We start from the raw sequence: 19,274 nt of genomic DNA on the forward strand, positions 1-19,274 counted from the left end.
ACTAACATCGACTTATATATTAATGGATAGCAAAATCATTTATGATGTTATAATTATAGGTGCTGGTCCTATAGGTTTAGCCTGTGGACTAGAGGCACAAAAAGCTGGTTTACGCTATCTTATTATAGAAAAAGGTGCACTGGTGAACTCGCTATATCATTATCCAGTAAACATGAATTTCTTCTCGACTAGTGAAAAGCTTGAAATTGATGAAGTTCCATTTATATCTAAAGAGTCTAAACCTAGCAAACAAGAATCGCTAGAATATTATCGTCGTATAGCAACATCTAAAAAGCTAGAGATGCGCCTTTATGAAAAAGTAATGGCTGTTACTAAAGACGTAGAGTTTACGATTACGACCTCAAAAGATGAATATTTTAGTAAGCATATCATCATCGCCACTGGGTTCTATGACATTCCGGTAAAATTAAATATACCAGGAGAAGATCTAGATAAATTAAACCATTATTACCACGATCCACACGCATATGCATTTTTAGAAACAGTAGTTATAGGTGCTAGTAATAGTGCAGTAGATGCAGCGTTAGAAATTTACAGAAAAGGTGGAAAAGTCACCATGATTGTACGTGGAGAACAGATAGGTGATCGAGTTAAATATTGGGTACGCCCAGATATTATTAACCGTATTGAGGAAGGCAGTATTAAAGCGCATTTTAATGCCACACTTACACGTATTGATGAAACCACTGTAACGTTTACAAAAGATGGTAAAACTCACACTATTGCAAATGATCAAGTACTAGCCCTTACCGGTTATCAACCTAACTTTGAGTTTTTAAAATCAATAGGCATACAACTTTCTGGACCTCATAAAATTCCAGTATATGATTCCCATACTATGGAAACTAATGTAAAAGGTATTTATCTAGCTGGTGTTATATGCGGTGGACTCGAGACTCATAAATGGTTTATAGAGAACAGTCGCGTGCATGCACCGATGATTATAAAAGCTATTGTATCAGAAAGATAGTTAGGTTATTACGCTTTCGCGAAAGCGTAAAACTGTCAATCTTATTTCTTATTATTACTTAATAACTCCATCAAATCTGGCTCTTGCCCTAGAAGAACTGCTTCACTATTAATACGACCTTCTAACGGCCCATTCTCTAGTTTTAATACACCACGTGGACACACGGCACTACAAATTCCACATCCTACACAACTAGCACGAACGATGTTTTCACCTTTTTGGGCATAACTGCGCACGTCAATTCCCATTTCACAATAAGTAGAACAGTTACCGCAAGAGATACACTGACCACCATTAGTAGTAATTCTAAATTTAGAAAACAAACGCTGTTGCAGCCCTAATATCGCCGCCATAGGACAACCGAAACGACACCAAGCTCTATTACCTAAAATAGGATAAAAACCAGTCCCTATAACACCTGAGAACACTGCACCTATTAAAAATCCATATGCAGATTTTACTGCTCCATGATTAAAGAAAAACAGATTTTCTGTCCCAGCCATAAAGTGAATCCCTATAAAGGCTAGAATGGTAAATAGAAACCCTATAGCACCATAACGAGCATCTTGTTTTAACTCGTTTCTTCTGAATATCCATATCAAAGCAAATATTACAGTAAGCCCTACACCTACCAATATCAAAAAATTAGATTGAGTAAAAAAGGTCTCGTATTGTTTAACGACTGTACCATCTTCCCATATTTTATAGATATTGTTTTTAGGCAAATAGGAGTGAACAATCCCAACAGTAGAGATCACTGCAAAGACTAAAACGCTATGCACTAACCAACGTTCAATTTTCCAAGCACTGGTAGATTTATCAGACAATTGACGGAAAGAATCTCCGGCAGTTTCTGCCAGACCACCACAACCACAAACCCAGCTACAATACCATCTTTTACCAAATTTGTAGGTTAGTATAGGAGTTATTACTAGTATAGAAGCAACACCAAATAATAACATCGTCATCCCAAGACTGCCATTTACTAATAATGCATTTACATTCCACTGTTCAAATAAATAATAATTAAGAGGCCAGACATTTTTCAAATCGTAGTATGGTAAATCTTTGGTGCTATTTAATCCAGCCATAATCTCTGGAATTAGAAATGCAAATGTGGTTTGAAAAAACATCACACTACCAGTACGAATCACCTCGTAACTATTATGACGATATTTTAAAATAAACTTGATACCAAATGATAAAATAGCGACCGTATACAAGGTTCCATAAACAAACCACTGACTCGCTGCTTGTCCTTTTAGCAAATACGATAATGGATCAAATAAGCCTATAAGACCAGTATTTGCCGCTCCATCGGTCCCTTGACCTAGAGTTGCTGGAAAGAAATATAAAACGATATAAAAAGAGGTGAGGAAGATAGCGAGTACCCAACCCCAAAAACCACGACTAGACAAGTCTTTAAACCAAACACCATCATTTTTAATACCAGCCTGTTTATGAGCATACTGAGCTCTGGCAAAAGCGATAACACCACCAGAGATAAGTACTAGCGCAGCAGTTAACCAGGCACCTTTCCATGGTAGGTTAACATTAAAGAAGGCAAGTATTAGAATAAATAGACCTACCATACCTATAGCACTAGCTATCTTTTCTGTAGTACTTAATGCTTTAGGCGGCTCACCAGTTAAAGACATGTTTCTTTGATATACACTCATAGTTATATAGTTTTCAATACTTAAAAACAAATGAATTTAAGATTGTGATATTATTAATTAAATTAGGCTTTAACGTGTTGACTAGATGAGAAAGCCTGTTTTATTTCTTGGAAAGGTCTCTTAAAAAACTCTGGATTAAAACAAGCTTTATTAAGATTTGCTACTACCTCATCTACTGTTTTAGATTCAGTTAACCATTGATCAAAAACTTGGTGTTTCATACGTATACCAAAGGTGTTAATACCTATAAATTTTCTCGTAACGAGGTCATATTCGATAGTAACTGCTCTTTTATTATCAGCATGCTGCCAGTGAAAATGATCATGTCCTTCTTTAGGCTTACTCCATACCCAACCATAGGTCTGATATTCAATATCAAAAAACTTTGCACTATTAAACCAGTGTCCTGGATTCCATTCTGTTGGGTTACCACATAAGGTTTGCGCAAGTGCTTCTCCCATCATTCTACCAGTATACCAAACAGCTTCAATAGGCTTACGTTCACCTACTGGGTCTCTTTGCTGCGCACAATCACCTATCGCATAAACGTCTTTTACACTAGTTTCTAAATGACGATCAACCATGATACCACGTTGCAACTCAATACCCGAGTTTTCTAAAAAACTTATACGTGGCCTTACACCAGCGCACAGTCCTACGAAACCGCAGGGAATAGTTTCTCCTTTTTTAGTAATAACAGCCTTTACTTTACCAGCATCATCGGCTATGATCTCTGCCATTTCCTCTTCTTCTCTCAAATCAATGTGGTGTGATCTTACGTGACGTGAAATCATTTCGGCATTAGACATAGGTAAGACACCGCTCCAAAAGCCTTTTTCTCTTATTAAAAAAGTGACAGGTATTTGTCTAGATGCCATCATCTCTGCGAGCTCTACACCTATTAATCCACCACCTATAATCACAGCTCTTTTACATACTTTATTGTTAGGAGCACTTATTTCTAGTTGTTCTAGATCTTGTCTAGACACCAGCCCTTGCACACCTTCTAAGTCCTGACCTGGCCATCCAAATTTATTAGAAATAGAACCTGTGGCAAGAATAAGCTTATCATACATAATATCTCTACCAGAGTTGAGATGAACTTTTTTTGCATCTGTTTCTACCGTGTGTACATAGTCATGCACTAATTCGATACGATTTTTTGCCCAAAAATCATTCTCATAAGGTTGAGTATGCTCAAATTTCATATGCCCCATGTAGACATACATCAATGCTGTACGAGAAAAGAAAAACTCAGACTCGGCACTGATGATTGTTATTCTTTTATCAGACAATTTACGGATATGTCTAGCTGCAGTAACTCCAGCGATACCATTTCCTATAATGACGATATGTTCCATAAGTGGTGATTTTAGTTGGTGACGACAAATTAAAGATTTGTTATCAGTTGTTGCTTTATGCATTTACCCTAGATAGTAGTACATAATTCCCTTTTAAGAGTCTTTGCATACTTTTTAGTATTATAAACCTCTTAAAGTGTAACTTTAACTAGTTGGCTCAATTATTGATTTTTGCCTACATGTACATTTGATAAATAGAATCTCAATTTAAACAATAATGCATAAAAGAGTTCACATAAACATCACATTTCTCATTTTACTGACATCATTAATGATGAGTGCACAACTAGATGTGTTTCAGCAACGTTCTCAATATGTTCTCAATTCATATGTGCGTGGTGGTCTAGTAGATTATAAAAACCTTAAAGAGGACACGAAAACTATTGATATTTTAAAAGAAAGTCTCTCAAAAACTAAGCTCGATGAGCTAAGCCCACAAGAACTTAAAGCCTTTTTAATTAATGCTTACAACATGACTGTCATTATTTCTATTGTAGAAAACTACCCTACATCATCAGTTAAGGATATCGATGGCTTTTTTGATAAAATTAAACATCAGATAGCTGGAAAGTCTTTAACGCTCAATGATCTGGAAAAAAATTGGCTTTTTAAAAAATTTCCAGATGCAAGATTACATTTTGCTTTAGTGTGTGGTGCTATTTCTTGCCCACCACTTAAAGATACTATTTTTAACGGTCAGAATATAGAGTCTAGACTAGACAAAATAACTAAAACAACACTCAATAACTCTAAGTTCATAACCATTGACATGCATGAGAAAACAGCGTCTGTTTCTAAAATATTTGACTGGTATCAGTCCGATTTTAAGAAGTATAAGACAGTCTTAAATTTTATCAATAAGTATACTGATAAAACGATTCCAGCGGGCTTTAGTCTAGAATTTAAAAAATACGACTGGAGCTTGAATCAAAGTTAGGCTCTATATTTACAGCTCCACATAGAACATCATTTATGAGATCACTCTTTTATCTTTTATTATTAGTCACCATTACTTCTTGCAATAGTCAAGATTTACAGAAAGAAGAAAAAATTAATGGGATTACGTTAGTAGCAACTCGCAATCCTATAGACTCTACTGGCATTACACCTATTAAAAATTATAATGCAAATTATGCGGTTATTGTACCATATGCATGGATGCGCAGTTTAGAAGAGCCACAAGTGAACTATGAAGAAGAACGTGGTTGGTGGGGCGAGAAACCTACTGGTGTAAAAGCCACCATAAAACATATGAATGATCAAAATCTAGACGTATTACTTAAACCACAAATATGGATAGGTCGTGGATCATACACCGGTGAAATTAATTTAAAAACAGAAGATGATTGGAAAGTCCTAGAAGACAGCTACACAGATTATATCATGAAATTTGTAAATATAGCAGCTAGTGAAAATGTCGCAATGTTTTGTATAGGTACCGAATTAGATTCTTTTGTTGAACTAAGACCCCAATATTGGGATCAACTGATTCATAAGATTCGTAGTATCTACAAAGGAAAACTGACCTATGCAGGAAATTGGGATAGCTATAAAAACGTTCACTTTTGGGAGCAACTAGACTACATAGGCGTTGATGCTTATTTTCCCGTAAGTAAAGAAAAAACTCCTCATCCACTTACCATTCAAGAGTCATGGAAAAAATGGGTGGATGAGTTAAGCAAGCTTTCGCGAAAGCTGAATAAAAAAATTCTTTTTGCTGAGTATGGATATATAAGTGCAGACTATGCTGGCCTTGAACCATGGAAAAATGCTGGTGAAGACCGATTAGAAAATCAAAAAGCACAAGCAATTCTTTTACAAGGTTTATATGATGCCGTTTGGAAAGAAGAATGGTTTGCAGGTGGTTTTTTATGGAAACACCATGCAGAAGATAGTAGACATCGCGACTTCTCAAAACGCTTTACAACACAAGGGAAAGAAGGTGAAAAGGTTGTAGCAAAAAATTATTTACAGATTAGAAATTAAAAATATGGCTCATTTAAAATCGATATTTAAGGTATTTTTTATTGTTGCCATGGCTCATTTAAACCATGCTCAACTAGGTCAGAATAAAAAAGGATTCACACATCAAGACAGTTTACGTGGCTCGATCACGCCTGAACGCGCCTGGTGGGATATCACCTATTATGATCTCGATATAAAAGTTACACCAGCAGATAAATATATAGCTGGATCTAATACGATACATTATAAAGTACTGCAACCTAATAATGTCTTACAGGTCGATTTACAATCACCACTAAATATGACTAGGGCTGTTCAAGATGGGCGCGATCTTGAAATAAGACACGAGGGAAATGCTCACTTTATAAAACTGACTAAAGAACAATTGCCTGGTATGATTAACCAAGTTCAAGTTTTTTATGAAGGTAATCCTCGCGAGGCTAGAAATGCTCCTTGGGATGGAGGAATATCATGGAAAAAAGACAGAAATGGTAATGACTTTGTGGCTTCTTCTTGTCAAGGATTGGGCGCTAGTGTATGGTGGCCTAATAAAGATCATATGTATCAAGAGGTTGATAGCATGGCTATACGTGTTAATGTACCTAATCCACTCATGAATGTTTCTAATGGTCGATTGATTAAAACAGAACCTAAAGATGACAATACCACAACCTATCACTGGTTTGTAAAAAATCCTATTAATAATTATGGGGTCAATATTAACATAGGCGACTTTGTTAATTTTAATGAAGTATATCAAGGAGAAAAAGGTGATCTAGATATGAATTACTTTGTGCTGCGTGACAATCTAGAGAAAGCTCAAGAACAATTTAAAGATGCCACAAGAATGATGGAAGCGTTTGAACACTGGTTCGGGCCTTATCCATTCTATGAAGATAGTTTTAAACTGGTTGAAGTTCCATATCTGGGCATGGAACATCAAAGTTCTGTGACGTACGGGAATCGTTTTAGAAATGGTTATCTGGGAAGAGATTTATCTGGTACAGGTTGGGGAATGAAGTTTGATTTTATTATTATACATGAATCTGGGCATGAGTGGTTTGCAAATAATATTACCAATAAAGATATCGCAGACATGTGGATTCATGAGAGCTTTACCGCTTATAGCGAAAGTTTATTCCTGGATTTTCACTATGGTACTACAGCAGCAAATGAATATGTAATAGGTACCAGACGCAGCATTAGAAATGACAGACCATTGATAGGTGAATATGACGTGAACCACGAAGGATCTGGCGACATGTATTACAAAGGTGCAAACATGATACATACCTTAAGAATGCTGGTGAATGATAAAGATCAATGGCGCAAAATATTGCGAGACATGAATAAAGTTTTCTATCACAGTACTGTCTCCACTCAAGATATTGAAGATTTTTTATCTCAATCTATAGGTCAAGATTTAGAAGGCTTTTTTAATCAGTATTTAAGAAATACCAAAATCCCTAAACTGGTTCTCAAAAAGAAAAAAAACAAATTAAGTTATCACTGGGAAAATATAGTAGACAACTTTAAGTTACCCATACGCATTGTAATCGATGATGAAATAGTACTTATAAATCCAACAGCATCAAAACAAGTTTTAAAACTACCTTCAGATAAATCTGTTATTCAAACAGATCCTGCTTACTATGTAGAATATAAGCTTAACTAAGATCCTTTAAACAAAGACCTATATTATCATAGTTAAACTGAAACCCAGCATCCAGCAAGCGTTGCGGATACACATTACGACTTTTTAAAAGCAGCTCTGTTTCTGTTCCTATAATGGATGTCCCTAATTCTAGTAACCAAATAGGTTGCGAGATACCGAATGGTATATTCATAGATTTACGCAATTGCCTCATAAAATCTGTATTTGTTTCTGGCTTAGGTGCGGTGATGTTTACTACACCTTCCAAATTAGATTGAATTAAAAAATCAATAGATCTACAAAAATCATTGATATGAATCCAGCTTACAAACTGATTACCACGACCATTTTTACCGCCCATTCCTACTCTAGTAATAGCTTTCATTTTAGGCAATGCACCACCATCATTTCCTAAAACGATTGAGGTTCTCAACGCTACTTTGCGCACACCTTCAATAGTGGTTGAAAAGAATTCCTTTTCCCATGCCTTGCCTATTCCCATAGAGAAGTCGTCACCTATAATACCATTTTCTTCAGTATTCATTTGCGTTTCAGAATGGATATAGATGGTTGCGGTACTTGCGTTTAAAAACACCTTTGGCTTGTTGATAGCATTGGTCATCGCTAAATTCAGAACTCTAGTGCTATCGATGCGCGAACTTAATATTACTTTTTTATTAGCATTAGTATATCTGCAATCTACTGATTTTCCCGAGAGGTTGATGAGTACATCTGCATTTTCTAAATGGGCAGTCCACTCTCCTAGATCTTTACCATTCCAGTAAGTGGTTTGAGGATCACGCTTTCGCGAAAGCGTAATCACCTCATCTCCTCTATTCTCAAAATATTGCGACAGTGAAATACCTAGAAATCCCGTGCCACCTGCGATAATTATTTTCATGATAAGATCATTAAAGTAAAAAGGACGAGTACTAAATTGCGATACAAGACCCAAGAAATAGTAGGCCACCAGCCGAGTTGCATAGATTTACAGCGACGCACGTGTTCCATTAACATCACACCTACTACCAGTCCAAATACACCTAGAAGCGCATAACCGCTCAAGGTTACAAAAGAAGTGAGCAATAACACAGGCAATAATAATACACCACCTAAAGCAGATACCGCACTCATGTTTCCTAAATAATCCCAACCGTTTTTAGGAGCGATGAACTGAATCATGATTCCTTGCCAAGCGATCTGTCCAAAACAGATAAAATACTCTATATACCACGGCGATTCAAAACCAAAATACTGACCTACCAGACCGAAATAGCTATTGAGAACCACAGCGGTAAACCAAGCGCTTAATCCTATGAAAAGACTTCTATAAAATAAATTTCTATCTGGATTACAAGCGCGTTCTCCTTGATGAAAAGAAGTACCACCTACAATGACCTTGCGATTATAAGTAATGAGTTTATAGAGATATTTTAATGGTATAAAAAACAGTGGAAAGTATAAAATATCCTTAATCCATTGTTGTCCTTGAGACACTATATGAAACATAGCGTCCAGACCATATTTAGTTTCTTTAGTTTTTGTGTTATGCAGTGCGATTTCGTTGGTTGCTCTGTCCATATCTATATGCTGTGTGTGTTCTTCATCAATGATTTGATAAGGATCAATCGTATTTCCATCTACCATGTTAAGTTTAGTAAAAGTGCTACCATAAGCCGCACACATGGGACAATGTTGATCTATAAGAAGTTTGTGATTTTTGATCATGATATAGCTATTTAGTGATTAGTGATAATTGTTCTTCATTCTCTATATAACACCTGTAAGTGATGTACATAAAGTAGATACCTAAAAAACCAGAAATTATCATCCCTAGAATAAATACCATTTCTTCCATATTAGAACTGAAGTGCACATAGTCTTTACCTACTAAGAACATAGTACCTAGTGTTAATGCGGTAAGCAATAAGTGTGATTTATTCATCCATTGTATAGAACTAGATGTTCTTTTATATTGACTGAGCAACCACAGACTACATACCACCTGAACCGCTCCAAGTGGTATCATAAATAACAGTCCGAAAAAAGGAATGAGAAATAAAAATAAATTGAGGATTATTAAGACCAGATTTACTCGATACATTGTTTTCATAATAGTGTAGTTTTTAAACTTTCAGAAAAAACTGAAAGTTTTATTGAAATAAAAAAGGCTAGGAAATCGCCTTGATTAATTTTTTCATGTAATTATTGTTATTGATTTTAGTCATTAAGTTGGTTAGGTTTTCCATTTGGTGTACAAAATCTGCAAGATCTGCAAGTAGTGTTTGGAAGTGAGCGACTTCTTTTTCATCACCTTCAATTTTAGTGTTGATGAGCTCGTTGAGTAATCGACGTACAGGTTCTAGCTCGCGTCTTTTACGTTCTTCCATAATATTTTGTGCGATGGTATGCACATCGTGTATCGCAACAAAAAACTCTTTGCGTTCCCCTAGCACTGTTTCTTTGCGCACCAGTCTCCAATTGATAAGTTCACGTACGTTGGTGTTCACATTACCTCTAGAGAGTTGTACTTGCTCCATAATCTCGTCAGTACTTAATCCATCTTGAGAAGAAAGTAACAAGGCATGTATTTGCGCCATAGACTTTGAGATTCCCCAAGAACTACCTAAAGAACCCCAAGCCTGTATAAATTTATATTTTCCTTCTTCTAATTTCATACTACAAATATACACTAATATTTTAAACTTTCAATAAATATTGAAAGTTTAGTTTGGGTAATTTATTTAATGAGTTTTCGTTACTTTTATATGATGCGTATACTGTCCATTCTTTTTGTTTTCATCCTAGGTATCTCATGTACTGAAAAGGTAAAGGAACCTAAACCATTGATTGAGATTTACCAACTCAATAAAAGAATTGCTAGTTACGAAGGAGAAGCTGTCGTTTTCACAAAAGAAATGACCGAAAAAGATCCCGAATTCACTCAGCGTTATCAAGATATAATACGTAGAACGGCAGATGGAAATTGGACACCTAATGGAGGTTTTACAGCTGAATCAGGTGATTTAAAATCAACTCCGATCATATCGAATGAACAAATTCTAGGTTTTGACTTTATTAAGGCAGAATTATTCTTAAAAGAAGAAGCTTGTAATTTACTTTCTGCTCCAAATAAGTTGAAAGACGACCATCCAGATGTTCAATTAGTTATTACGTCTAATAAAGAACCAATAATGTATTTTTATAAAGCAAGTATGATGTCTAGATGGTATATAGGAAATGCTTATTTCACCTCTGGATGTGACATCTTTTATGCCGAGGAAAAAATACCTCAAAAGAAAGATGGTTTTATTGGCCCAACATCTGACAATATTATACCTTCAAAGAGAAATGTTATTCCGATATTCAGAGATTCTGTAAATCATCGCTATTTTGAAAAAATAGTTAACCTCAAACAAGACACCGCTTTCTACAACGCTTTCAAAAGAGCAGGAAAGATTATAGCTGAGTAGTATCTTTACCGTATGAATAAGCAGCACATCATCCTATCTACCATCAATTTTGTAAAAGAACAACTCCACAATGCTGAAGGTGGTCACGACTGGTTTCATATAGAACGTGTATGGAAAAATGCTAAGCTCATCGCTGCTAGTGAAGAAAACGCAGATTTGTTTATCATAGAACTAGGTGCCCTACTCCACGATATCGCAGATTCTAAATTCCATGATGGAGATGATACGATAGGACCTCAAGTAGCTCGCAAATTTCTAGAAGAACAAAACCTATCTGAAGATATCATTCTACATGTAGAGAAAATTATTAAATACATTTCTTTTAAAGGTGGACATCAAGAACAAAAATTTAAAAGTAAAGAGCTGGATATTATTCAAGATGCTGATAGACTTGATGCGCTGGGCGCAATAGGAATTGCACGCACCTTTAATTATGGTGGTTTTAAAAATAGAACAATCTATAATCCAGACATCAAACCAGATTTGAACATGACTGTAGAGCAATACAAAAAAAGTACTGCTCCTACACTCAACCATTTCTATGAAAAATTATTGCTTTTAAAAGACCGCATGAATACCTCAACTGGTAAACAACTGGCACAAGAGCGACATGATTATATGGAAGGTTTCCTCAATCAGTTTTATGCAGAGTGGAATGGCGAGGCCTAGACCTAGTTCTGACTACTAGACTTTTGTAGCTCGCTGGTCTGGCACCATTTTAAATAATACTCATAGATCTCATCTATAGTAGCGCCATTACGCTTCTTCCAATAAATAGTGATATAAAACCATTGTAGTTTATAAACGCCTATTTCTTCATAACGTCTAGCACTGGTTTTTAACCATTTAGGAATCACATAATAGGCTCCGTGATCGTATAATCTATGGATTAAATCATAGTCTTCATAGATAGGAATCTCTGTATTATAGCCACCTATCTTTTCATATAACTCTTTAGTAATATACTGTGATTGATCACCACCACGACTGGCACGCCATGAGAATCTAGTAAACCACCCTATAATGATTAACCACCAATTCCAACTCATAAATCGCATACGGAAACAGCCTGCTGGATTTCCCTGAGAAACGGCTTGAATGATATACTTATCATAATCTTGAGGCGGAAAAGAATCTGCATGAAGAAAATAAAGGATTTCACCATTTGCGATTTGCGATCCTGCATGCATTTGTGAGCCACGACCTTTTGAGGCTGTATGAAACTGTAGAGATAGTGATGGATTCGCTTTCGCGAAAGCGGAAACCTGACCATCTGTATTGTCTATACTATGACCATCTATGACAATGATTTCTATTGTATTGACATCACTTGATTTCTCAACCAAATGCGTCAATAACTGATAAATAGAATGCTCTTCATTAAGAACAGGTATAATAATGCTAATCATACTATAGCTACGATAAGGAAGTAAAAGTGGTTTTTATCTTATTGTTTATTTAAAGACCAATCATAATCCTTGTAAGATATGGAAGCATCTTTTAATATCGCACTATTTGCATATTTATTGATGTATTCGATAATGGTAACACCTGTGTCTGTAAAATCACTTTTATACCAGTCAAATATTTTACTCAAACGTGGATTTGCCACATCAGACAAATCGTTTTTATCTGAGTTAATAAATTCTTCAGCGGCTTTATCCATTAAGGAGTTCAAATTTGCAGCTGTAAAAGCAGTGTTTTGAAGTTTAGGACAGGAGAAACTAGCACAATTGATTGCAAAGTGAATGCGAGGATCACCCATTTTTTGTAATACATTTTTTTCTACTGCGGCAAGAGAATAAGCCTTATCATTAATCATTACATGCTCTACTAACCATACCTGACCTAGCGGTCCACTAATATCTTTAATACTTGCTGGCATGTCATTTTCTAAAATTAAATCTACCGTTGCTGCGTTATATAAATTGATATAATATGCAAACTGTTCATTAATACTAGTAGTTTTTGTAGGTGCGTTGTTATTAAGATATTGCAAGTATTCATTAAGTGCATTGTGATCTTTTTTAAAAGCATTGTAATCTACAAACCCTTTATCGTCTACATATTTTTTTAATAAATTATCCCATGGCTGGTGATCTAAAACTGTACTAGTAGCATCTGTGATTTCCTCACCATTACTTAAGCTGGTATAATTTAAATCCTTTCCGCCTACACAGGAAGATAGGATGAATAATGATATAATACTGTATATAAATTTCATGATGTTTTACTCTTTAAATAATTGCAATATGTACGATAAAAACTGGAATGGAGTTTTGATAAGTATGCACAAAAGATGCATAACAACCCTTGATTCTATCAAATATAACCAGATTACATCACAAGAACATCACAATTCTAGCATAACGTGAACTATATACCAACCATCAGGAAAGTTCTATAATCTCTCGATAAGACTTTGAAAAAGACGTACCATTTTAGGTTCTGCCTCGCCAGCTATAGCAATGATCTCTTCAATATCTACTGCTTTTAAATCATCTGGATCACACTCATCAGTCAGTACTGACACGGCACAAACTGGTAAGTTCAAATGATTTGCAACTATAATTTCTGGCACGGTGCTCATCCCTACAGCGTCTGCACCCATAAGTTTCAACATTCTATACTCTGCTCTAGTTTCTAACTGTGGACCTACTACACTGGCATAAACTCCTTTATGCATATTGGTGCCATGTTCTTGTGCTAGTTCTAGCAATATGTTATTCATATTTGCATCATATGGTGCACTCATGTCCGTAAAACGTTCTCCAAATTCGCTTACGTTCTTAAACGCCAAAGGACTACCACCTTGCAGATTGATATGATCATCGATAACCATCATATCACCTTTTTTCATATCCAGATTAACCGCACCAGCAGCATTTGAAACCAGTAGATTTTTAATACCTAAACCATGCATTACTCTTATCGGGTATGTAATATCTAAAAAATCATATCCTTCATATAAATGGAAACGACCTTGCATTACGACCACTTTTTTACCACCTAAATCACCGTAGATTAATTTACCGGTATGAAATTCTACCGTTGCCAGTGGAAACCATGGAATATTATTATAATGAGCAACCTTTTGATTTTCTATACTATCGACCAGTTGACCTAGTCCGGTACCTAATACGATACCTACTTCTGGAGCATCAAAACCTTGTGATGATAAATATTCTATAGAGTCTGAAAGTTGTTTTTTACTAAGCATTGATATGTTTTAAAAAGTGTTGAAATGCTGGAACGTCTTTGATATCTTCATAAAAATCGACATCATTACGTGGCTCGAGCAATGTGTAATTTAAGTTTTTTAAATCTTTTAAAGTTTGCGCCTGTACTGTTTCTGTTCCCCATTCTTTATTTGAAAAGACATTTGCAGGCACCTGTTTATTAAATCCTAACAAATAATAACCACCATCTATAGCAGGTCCCATGACCGCATCATGACTATCTAACAATTCAAACGCTTTATCTAGGTCTTGAGTTGTAAGGTCATACATGTCACTGCCTATTATAACAACCTTATCATGTGTCTTAAATGCTGTGTCAAAAGCATGCTGCATGCGCACACCTAGATCACCACCTTGCTGGACATGTTTTTGGTAAATCTCATTATCCCAATCATCATTTTGATGGAGCTTTTCAGAATACCATACTTGCGGTTGCGCATTTACAGATTTTGTAATCTCACGGGTATGACTTAAAAGAAATTTATAAATCTCAAAAGCTGCTTCATCACCTACGGTAGCCGCTAGACGACGTTTCCCTTTTCCTAATTCTGGATTACGAGTAAATATGATTAAAGCGTTTGTATTGGACATAGGATTAATTATATATCAAAAATGCGATTCCTATCTCACAATTATGTTACAGAAATGGCAATTTTGTATTATTTCTTAATGCGCTTCTCGTTTTGCTTTACAAAAGCAGCCCAACCAGTATAACTTTTACCTACTTCTATCCTACCGCTATTGTAAAAATGGCATACTGCCGCTGCGAGCCCATCAGTCATATCAAGATTTTTAGGCATTTCTTTAAAGCCTAGCAGACTTTGCAACATTTTTGCAACCTGTTCTTTACTAGCAGTTCCTTTACCTGTAATAGATTGTTTGATCTTACGTGGTGCATACTCAGTTACAGGAATATCTCTAGATAATCCTGCAGCCATCGCAACACCTTGTGCACGACCTAATTTGAGCATAGATTGTACATTTTTACCAAAGAAAGGTGCCTCTAGCGCGATTTCATCAGGATGATGAGTGTCGATCAGTTCAATAGTACGTTCAAAAATCTTACGCAATTTCACATAATGATCTGTGTATTTGCGTAAATCCAACTCGTTCATTTGCAGGAAACTCATCTTATTGCCTACTACTTTTATAACTCCAAAACCCATTAAAGCGGTTCCAGGATCTATACCGAGAATGATTTTTTCTGTTGCCAATTGTTGTATTTTTCGGGCTATGACTAGCACCTGGCACAAAGCTAAGCAATTCCTCGCTCCATCTATTAAGATTCTGGTGTTCATTGGCTGTATAACACTGCTCTATTTTCAGTGGACTGATAGACCAGTAAGAATGGATAGCATACTTTTTTATTTAAAAGAAATTCCAATTTACTCTATTGGATTGATGTTATTATTAAGCTTGACAAGCTGGCTAGTGGAAAGTAAAAAATGGCAAGTATTAGTTAAGGATATTGAAGAAATACGCTTTCGCGAAAGCATAATACAAAGTCTCACTGCTCAAGCGGCAAGTTTTATCACACCATTAAGAGCAGGCGAATTTGCTTATAAAGCGTTGTTTTATGAGCGAGATGATCGGAAATCTATTTTGAGTAGAGTGTTTCTAGGTAATCTATGTCAGATGATAGTTACGGTATTTTTGGGGCTTATAGGATTGCTTTTTTATATTAAAAAAGAATTTTATGGTACATTAATTTTAGCCATAACAGGCATAGTCTGTTTAGCTGTTATTTATGCTTTCTATCAATATTTGAGTGATCACTGGCACCTCAAGGATGTGACATTTAAATTATGGAAAGAAACCATCGCCTTGTCGTTATTAAGATATTTGTTTTTTGCAAGTAATTGGTTAATCATGTTGCAACTCATTAAATCTGACATTGCATTACTGACATGGTTAGATAATATCGCACTAAATTATCTCGCAGTTTCTATAATTCCCATGTTTCAAATATTTGATATACCTGTAAAATGGGCCGTAGCTGATATGATTTTTAACGGTGGTATTTTACAATCACATATCGTTATCGCGACCACATTAATATGGTTGACAAACACACTATTCCCTACATTATTGGGTTGTATATTGATACCTTTTAAAAAATTAAAAACCTTATGATGTTTATCATCATAGTCATATCGCTAGGTTATTTATTTGTGATTTTAGGACTAGTCCTAGAAGGTTTTACCTATAAAGCAAGACCTCATCGAGCTAGTAAACCTAGTGTGAGTAATGATTTTAGCTTCAGTATCATTATCAATTATAGAAATGAGGCTCAAAATCTACCAGGCCTTTTACAAAGCATTACTAATCTTAATTATGATTATGCAAAATCAGAATTCATTTTCATTAATGATGACTCTACCGATAGTAGTTTAAACATACTCGAATCATTCAAATCTGTTCATGACAAAATCTCGATACACCTTATCAACCGTAAAGTAAAAAGTGCAAGCGCTAAAAAAGATGGTATCACCCAAGCTCTAGAAATTGCAAAGCATGAACATATCATTTGTACCGATGCAGATGTTATTCTACCTCAACGATGGTTAATGGCTTATGAAAAACATTATCAACTTTTGCCAGGTCTTCACTTTATTGCTGGTCCTGTAGAAATGATTCATTCCAATAATGTTTTATCTCAACTACAACACAGTGAGATGGTTGCCTTACAAATGACAACCATAGGTGGTTTTTCAATAAGACAACCTTTTATGTCTAATGGTGCTAACATGTCGTTTACAAAAACCGCTTTTAAAGATGTAAATGGTTATTTAGGTAATGATCACATATCTAGTGGTGATGACATTTTTTTACTAGAAAAACTGGCTGCAGAAGATGTATTAAAATGTTCTTATTTAAAATCACAAGACGCTGTCGTAAAAACATTTCCTAAATCTAGTTGGAAAGAAATGATCCATCAACGGGTACGATGGTCCCAAAAAGGAAAATCAACAAAGAGCACCTTAAATAAATTAGTGAGTTTTCAAGTTTTGATGATGAACTTACTTTTTATACTCGCACCATTTTTATGGTTTTTAAACTGGCTAAGTAACGCTCAATTTTTTACCGTTTTAATCATAAAAATAGTTGTGGACGTCATCGTCATATTTACAGGAAATAGGTTTTTCAGTAATACAAAGTGGCCTATCTACTTATTGCCGCAGCTAGTCATCTATCCCATTGTAGTGATCTCGATTGCGCTTAAAAGTCTCAGTAAACCTAGTTGGAAAGATCGTCAGGTTGAACTGTAGCTGGTTTTAAAATTACTGGAAGTAAGTATGAAGAATTAACAGGTACGTTTTGCTTATATGCAGGTTCTATTTTACAAATATGCTGTAGTCTAACTCTTAATAAAGAATCGATTGATCTTTCTCTATCATTAACAGCGTCAGATTGCAGTCCTTGATAACTAATATTACCTTTCTTATCTACTAGCAATTGAACCATTACACTATCCCGTTGACTCATCTCAAACTGTAATTGATGGTCGTTTAATTTGAGTACTACTTGTTCTTGTAGTTTTTCAAAAAAGCAATTTGCGGCATTATCTAACTCTCCACAACCATCAAATAGAGGATATTTATCAGGTTGAGAAAGGTCTATTTCTTGAAATCTTTTTTGGGCAAGTTGAGAAGCTTCTTGCTTTTTTTGCACTTCGGTGCGACAAGATGCTGTAATAGCACCTATCATGATTACCAGTAAGATAGTTAATCGCATCATGGTTGTAAAAGTACCATTTTTCTAATCGTCGCCATTCATGAAAATAGCTTCCTTTAAATCTGCAAGTCGCTCTGAGGCTAGAGTTCCATATGGACTTTTCTTACCATGTATTTCTAGGTAGTTTTCATAATACGGTATGATGCTGTTTTTATCTTTAAAATATCGATCTGCGGCGATAGCGAGTTGATAATTGATCATTGCGTCATCTGCTCGTTCTTTTTGCGCAGCTTTTAAGGCATAAAATGCATTCCTTATATCTTCATTACGTGCATGGACCGCTGCAAGTTGCACATATTCTTTATCTAATACAGGTCTTCTAATAGCAATTGCTTTTTCTATCGCTTCAATAGATTCAGTATATTTTTCAATTCTCATATAAGCTACGGACATATTGAAAAACACAGAGGCTTCTTTATCATTATACTCTTCAACATAGACTTTATAATTCTCAATAGACTTTTCATATTGGCGCGTGCTGTAGTAAGAAAAAGCAAGCCCATTACGATTATACTCTGTATCATTACCAAGTTCAAATAACCTTTCAAAAACAGGAATTGCCTTATCGTACCATTTTGAATTCATGTAAGATTGAGCTAGATAACTATTCATTTTCACATCAGTAGAGTCTGCTGCGATGCCTTGTTTTGCAAATTTAATAGCCTTGGAAAACTCACGCTTTTGAATCAAATTCTTTATTAAATCTAGTCTTGCTACACGATAATCTTCATTTAATGACAAAGCTTTTTGATAGGCTATAATTGCATTATTAACCTGATTTAAACCAGACCAAGCTTCACCTAAGTAGTAATGGAAACTGGCATTTGTAGAATCTCGTTCTATCAGTAAATTAAATACCGGTATGGCATCAACAGATTGCTGACTATTAACCAATAGCTTACCATATTCATACATAGGTTTAATTGCGGTGCTGTCTAAGGCAAAACCAGCCCTATAGTAAGTTATAGACTTTGCATTATTCCCTAATTGAGTGTAAGCCTGCGCCAGTTTAAATTGCTGAATCGCGTCAAATGGTGCATTTTGATATGCGGTTATGGCTGCTTTCCAGTTACCTGTTTGTGCTAACTCATCACCTTTATCTAACTGAGCTATAGCGACTACCGAAATCAATAAAAAGACGATAATTATTAAATTATTCTTCATTTTCTAAAATTAG

The 19,274-nt window shown here is 35.3% G+C and carries 21 protein-coding genes; 8 read left to right on the forward strand and 13 right to left on the reverse strand.

Annotation, left to right across the window (positions count from 1 at the left end; translation table 11 throughout):
- Window positions 1-22 precede the first annotated feature (22 nt).
- Complete coding sequence (locus tag ACJJVI_RS03535) at window positions 23-991, forward strand: YpdA family putative bacillithiol disulfide reductase (RefSeq protein ID WP_405350372.1); 969 nt, start codon at window positions 23-25, stop codon at window positions 989-991.
- A 41-nt stretch (window positions 992-1,032) separates the two neighbouring features.
- Here ACJJVI_RS03535 and ACJJVI_RS03540 read toward each other — a convergent pair whose 3' ends face one another.
- On the reverse strand, window positions 1,033-2,670 hold the full coding sequence (locus ACJJVI_RS03540) for a 4Fe-4S binding protein (RefSeq protein ID WP_405350375.1): 1,638 nt from the start codon (window positions 2,668-2,670) through the stop codon (window positions 1,033-1,035).
- Window positions 2,671-2,732: 62 nt separating this feature from the next.
- On the reverse strand, window positions 2,733-4,031 hold the full coding sequence (locus ACJJVI_RS03545) for an NAD(P)/FAD-dependent oxidoreductase (RefSeq protein ID WP_405350378.1): 1,299 nt from the start codon (window positions 4,029-4,031) through the stop codon (window positions 2,733-2,735).
- 217 nt (window positions 4,032-4,248) lie between these two features.
- On the opposite strand from ACJJVI_RS03545, the gene ACJJVI_RS03550 reads away from it, so the two are divergent.
- From ACJJVI_RS03550 to ACJJVI_RS03560, 3 genes are read left to right on the forward strand one after another with little or no spacing between them, the layout of a single operon-like run.
- Window positions 4,249-4,968, forward strand: coding sequence for a DUF547 domain-containing protein (locus ACJJVI_RS03550; RefSeq protein ID WP_405350381.1), 720 nt, complete (start codon window positions 4,249-4,251; stop codon window positions 4,966-4,968).
- A 35-nt stretch (window positions 4,969-5,003) separates the two neighbouring features.
- Window positions 5,004-6,017, forward strand: a complete 1,014-nt coding sequence (locus ACJJVI_RS03555; protein ID WP_405350384.1) for a glycoside hydrolase family 113 — start codon at window positions 5,004-5,006, stop codon at window positions 6,015-6,017.
- 4 nt (window positions 6,018-6,021) lie between these two features.
- On the forward strand, window positions 6,022-7,671 hold the full coding sequence (locus ACJJVI_RS03560) for a M1 family metallopeptidase (protein WP_405350386.1): 1,650 nt from the start codon (window positions 6,022-6,024) through the stop codon (window positions 7,669-7,671).
- Here ACJJVI_RS03560 and ACJJVI_RS03565 read toward each other — a convergent pair.
- Genes ACJJVI_RS03565 through ACJJVI_RS03580 form a run of 4 tightly spaced genes read right to left on the reverse strand, consistent with a single transcriptional unit; the run spans window position 7,664 to window position 10,328 of the window.
- The gene (locus ACJJVI_RS03565; protein WP_405350389.1) at window positions 7,664-8,551 is read right to left on the reverse strand and encodes a TIGR01777 family oxidoreductase; all 888 of its coding nucleotides are present in this window, start codon (window positions 8,549-8,551) and stop codon (window positions 7,664-7,666) included. The two genes, ACJJVI_RS03560 and ACJJVI_RS03565, sit on opposite strands and share 8 nt — an antisense overlap.
- Window positions 8,548-9,378: a hypothetical protein gene (locus ACJJVI_RS03570; RefSeq protein WP_405350392.1), complete on the reverse strand. Its 831-nt coding sequence runs from the start codon at window positions 9,376-9,378 to the stop codon at window positions 8,548-8,550. The genes ACJJVI_RS03565 and ACJJVI_RS03570 overlap by 4 nt, the downstream gene beginning before the upstream one ends.
- A gap of 7 nt (window positions 9,379-9,385) precedes the next feature.
- Window positions 9,386-9,763 (reverse strand): hypothetical protein, encoded by a 378-nt coding sequence (locus ACJJVI_RS03575; protein ID WP_397301534.1) that lies wholly within the window; start codon window positions 9,761-9,763, stop codon window positions 9,386-9,388.
- Window positions 9,764-9,821: 58 nt separating this feature from the next.
- Window positions 9,822-10,328, reverse strand: a complete 507-nt coding sequence (locus ACJJVI_RS03580; protein ID WP_036584175.1) for a GbsR/MarR family transcriptional regulator — start codon at window positions 10,326-10,328, stop codon at window positions 9,822-9,824.
- Between the two features lie 69 nt (window positions 10,329-10,397).
- Between ACJJVI_RS03580 and ACJJVI_RS03585 the strand changes: the two genes are divergently transcribed.
- Entirely contained in the window at window positions 10,398-11,123 is a 726-nt protein-coding gene (locus tag ACJJVI_RS03585; RefSeq protein ID WP_152556286.1) for a hypothetical protein, read from the forward strand.
- Window positions 11,124-11,135: 12 nt separating this feature from the next.
- Window positions 11,136-11,792: an HD domain-containing protein gene (locus ACJJVI_RS03590; protein ID WP_405350396.1), complete on the forward strand. Its 657-nt coding sequence runs from the start codon at window positions 11,136-11,138 to the stop codon at window positions 11,790-11,792.
- Window positions 11,793-11,794: 2 nt separating this feature from the next.
- Here ACJJVI_RS03590 and ACJJVI_RS03595 read toward each other — a convergent pair whose 3' ends face one another.
- From ACJJVI_RS03595 to ruvC, 5 genes are all read right to left on the reverse strand, one after another.
- Window positions 11,795-12,532: a TIGR04283 family arsenosugar biosynthesis glycosyltransferase gene (locus tag ACJJVI_RS03595; RefSeq protein ID WP_405350399.1), complete on the reverse strand. Its 738-nt coding sequence runs from the start codon at window positions 12,530-12,532 to the stop codon at window positions 11,795-11,797.
- A gap of 38 nt (window positions 12,533-12,570) precedes the next feature.
- On the reverse strand, window positions 12,571-13,347 hold the full coding sequence (locus tag ACJJVI_RS03600) for a DUF547 domain-containing protein (RefSeq protein WP_405350401.1): 777 nt from the start codon (window positions 13,345-13,347) through the stop codon (window positions 12,571-12,573).
- A 177-nt stretch (window positions 13,348-13,524) separates the two neighbouring features.
- Window positions 13,525-14,343, reverse strand: a complete 819-nt coding sequence (locus ACJJVI_RS03605; protein WP_405350404.1) for a purine-nucleoside phosphorylase — start codon at window positions 14,341-14,343, stop codon at window positions 13,525-13,527.
- Window positions 14,336-14,953: a TIGR04282 family arsenosugar biosynthesis glycosyltransferase gene (locus ACJJVI_RS03610; RefSeq protein WP_405350407.1), complete on the reverse strand. Its 618-nt coding sequence runs from the start codon at window positions 14,951-14,953 to the stop codon at window positions 14,336-14,338. The genes ACJJVI_RS03605 and ACJJVI_RS03610 overlap by 8 nt, the downstream gene beginning before the upstream one ends.
- A gap of 68 nt (window positions 14,954-15,021) precedes the next feature.
- Window positions 15,022-15,576 carry a crossover junction endodeoxyribonuclease RuvC gene (ruvC, locus tag ACJJVI_RS03615; protein ID WP_036584158.1) on the reverse strand — a complete coding sequence of 185 codons (555 nt, stop codon included), beginning with the start codon at window positions 15,574-15,576 and terminating at the stop codon, window positions 15,022-15,024.
- Between the two features lie 19 nt (window positions 15,577-15,595).
- Between ruvC and ACJJVI_RS03620 the strand changes: the two genes are divergently transcribed.
- Window positions 15,596-16,495 carry a lysylphosphatidylglycerol synthase domain-containing protein gene (locus ACJJVI_RS03620; RefSeq protein ID WP_405350410.1) on the forward strand — a complete coding sequence of 300 codons (900 nt, stop codon included), beginning with the start codon at window positions 15,596-15,598 and terminating at the stop codon, window positions 16,493-16,495.
- A complete protein-coding gene (locus tag ACJJVI_RS03625; RefSeq protein ID WP_405350413.1) occupies window positions 16,495-17,631 on the forward strand; it encodes a glycosyltransferase in 1,137 nt (378 codons plus the stop codon). Before ACJJVI_RS03620 ends, ACJJVI_RS03625 begins: the two co-directional genes overlap by 1 nt.
- On the opposite strand, the gene ACJJVI_RS03630 is transcribed toward ACJJVI_RS03625, so the two are convergent.
- Complete coding sequence (locus ACJJVI_RS03630) at window positions 17,600-18,100, reverse strand: hypothetical protein (RefSeq protein WP_042296895.1); 501 nt, start codon at window positions 18,098-18,100, stop codon at window positions 17,600-17,602. The two genes, ACJJVI_RS03625 and ACJJVI_RS03630, sit on opposite strands and share 32 nt — an antisense overlap.
- A gap of 21 nt (window positions 18,101-18,121) precedes the next feature.
- A complete protein-coding gene (locus ACJJVI_RS03635; protein ID WP_405350416.1) occupies window positions 18,122-19,261 on the reverse strand; it encodes a tetratricopeptide repeat protein in 1,140 nt (379 codons plus the stop codon).
- Window positions 19,262-19,274: the final 13 nt, after the last annotated feature.

The sequence above is a fragment of the Nonlabens sp. Asnod3-H03 genome, assembly GCF_045063665.1.
GTDB classification, from domain to species: Bacteria; Bacteroidota; Bacteroidia; order Flavobacteriales; family Flavobacteriaceae; genus Nonlabens; species Nonlabens ulvanivorans.

What these genes read in the sequence shown, in the direction of transcription:
- ACJJVI_RS03565 (WP_405350389.1), bottom strand. Translation starts at nt 8,551, where the DNA reads ATGAAAATAATTATCGCAGGTGGCACGGGATTTCTAGGTATTTCACTG.
- ACJJVI_RS03625 (WP_405350413.1), top strand. Translation starts at nt 16,495, where the DNA reads ATGTTTATCATCATAGTCATATCGCTAGGTTATTTATTTGTGATTTTA.
- ACJJVI_RS03605 (WP_405350404.1), bottom strand. Translation starts at nt 14,343, where the DNA reads ATGCTTAGTAAAAAACAACTTTCAGACTCTATAGAATATTTATCATCA.
- ACJJVI_RS03600 (WP_405350401.1), bottom strand. Translation starts at nt 13,347, where the DNA reads ATGAAATTTATATACAGTATTATATCATTATTCATCCTATCTTCCTGT.
- ACJJVI_RS03620 (WP_405350410.1), top strand. Translation starts at nt 15,596, where the DNA reads ATGACTAGCACCTGGCACAAAGCTAAGCAATTCCTCGCTCCATCTATT.
- ACJJVI_RS03535 (WP_405350372.1), top strand. Translation starts at nt 23, where the DNA reads ATGGATAGCAAAATCATTTATGATGTTATAATTATAGGTGCTGGTCCT.
- ACJJVI_RS03570 (WP_405350392.1), bottom strand. Translation starts at nt 9,378, where the DNA reads ATGATCAAAAATCACAAACTTCTTATAGATCAACATTGTCCCATGTGT.
- ACJJVI_RS03610 (WP_405350407.1), bottom strand. Translation starts at nt 14,953, where the DNA reads ATGTCCAATACAAACGCTTTAATCATATTTACTCGTAATCCAGAATTA.
- ACJJVI_RS03630 (WP_042296895.1), bottom strand. Translation starts at nt 18,100, where the DNA reads ATGATGCGATTAACTATCTTACTGGTAATCATGATAGGTGCTATTACA.
- ACJJVI_RS03585 (WP_152556286.1), top strand. Translation starts at nt 10,398, where the DNA reads ATGAGTTTTCGTTACTTTTATATGATGCGTATACTGTCCATTCTTTTT.
- ACJJVI_RS03575 (WP_397301534.1), bottom strand. Translation starts at nt 9,763, where the DNA reads ATGAAAACAATGTATCGAGTAAATCTGGTCTTAATAATCCTCAATTTA.
- ACJJVI_RS03635 (WP_405350416.1), bottom strand. Translation starts at nt 19,261, where the DNA reads ATGAAGAATAATTTAATAATTATCGTCTTTTTATTGATTTCGGTAGTC.
- ACJJVI_RS03580 (WP_036584175.1), bottom strand. Translation starts at nt 10,328, where the DNA reads ATGAAATTAGAAGAAGGAAAATATAAATTTATACAGGCTTGGGGTTCT.
- ACJJVI_RS03555 (WP_405350384.1), top strand. Translation starts at nt 5,004, where the DNA reads ATGAGATCACTCTTTTATCTTTTATTATTAGTCACCATTACTTCTTGC.
- ACJJVI_RS03560 (WP_405350386.1), top strand. Translation starts at nt 6,022, where the DNA reads ATGGCTCATTTAAAATCGATATTTAAGGTATTTTTTATTGTTGCCATG.
- ACJJVI_RS03550 (WP_405350381.1), top strand. Translation starts at nt 4,249, where the DNA reads ATGCATAAAAGAGTTCACATAAACATCACATTTCTCATTTTACTGACA.
- ACJJVI_RS03545 (WP_405350378.1), bottom strand. Translation starts at nt 4,031, where the DNA reads ATGGAACATATCGTCATTATAGGAAATGGTATCGCTGGAGTTACTGCA.
- ACJJVI_RS03590 (WP_405350396.1), top strand. Translation starts at nt 11,136, where the DNA reads ATGAATAAGCAGCACATCATCCTATCTACCATCAATTTTGTAAAAGAA.
- ACJJVI_RS03540 (WP_405350375.1), bottom strand. Translation starts at nt 2,670, where the DNA reads ATGAGTGTATATCAAAGAAACATGTCTTTAACTGGTGAGCCGCCTAAA.
- ACJJVI_RS03595 (WP_405350399.1), bottom strand. Translation starts at nt 12,532, where the DNA reads ATGATTAGCATTATTATACCTGTTCTTAATGAAGAGCATTCTATTTAT.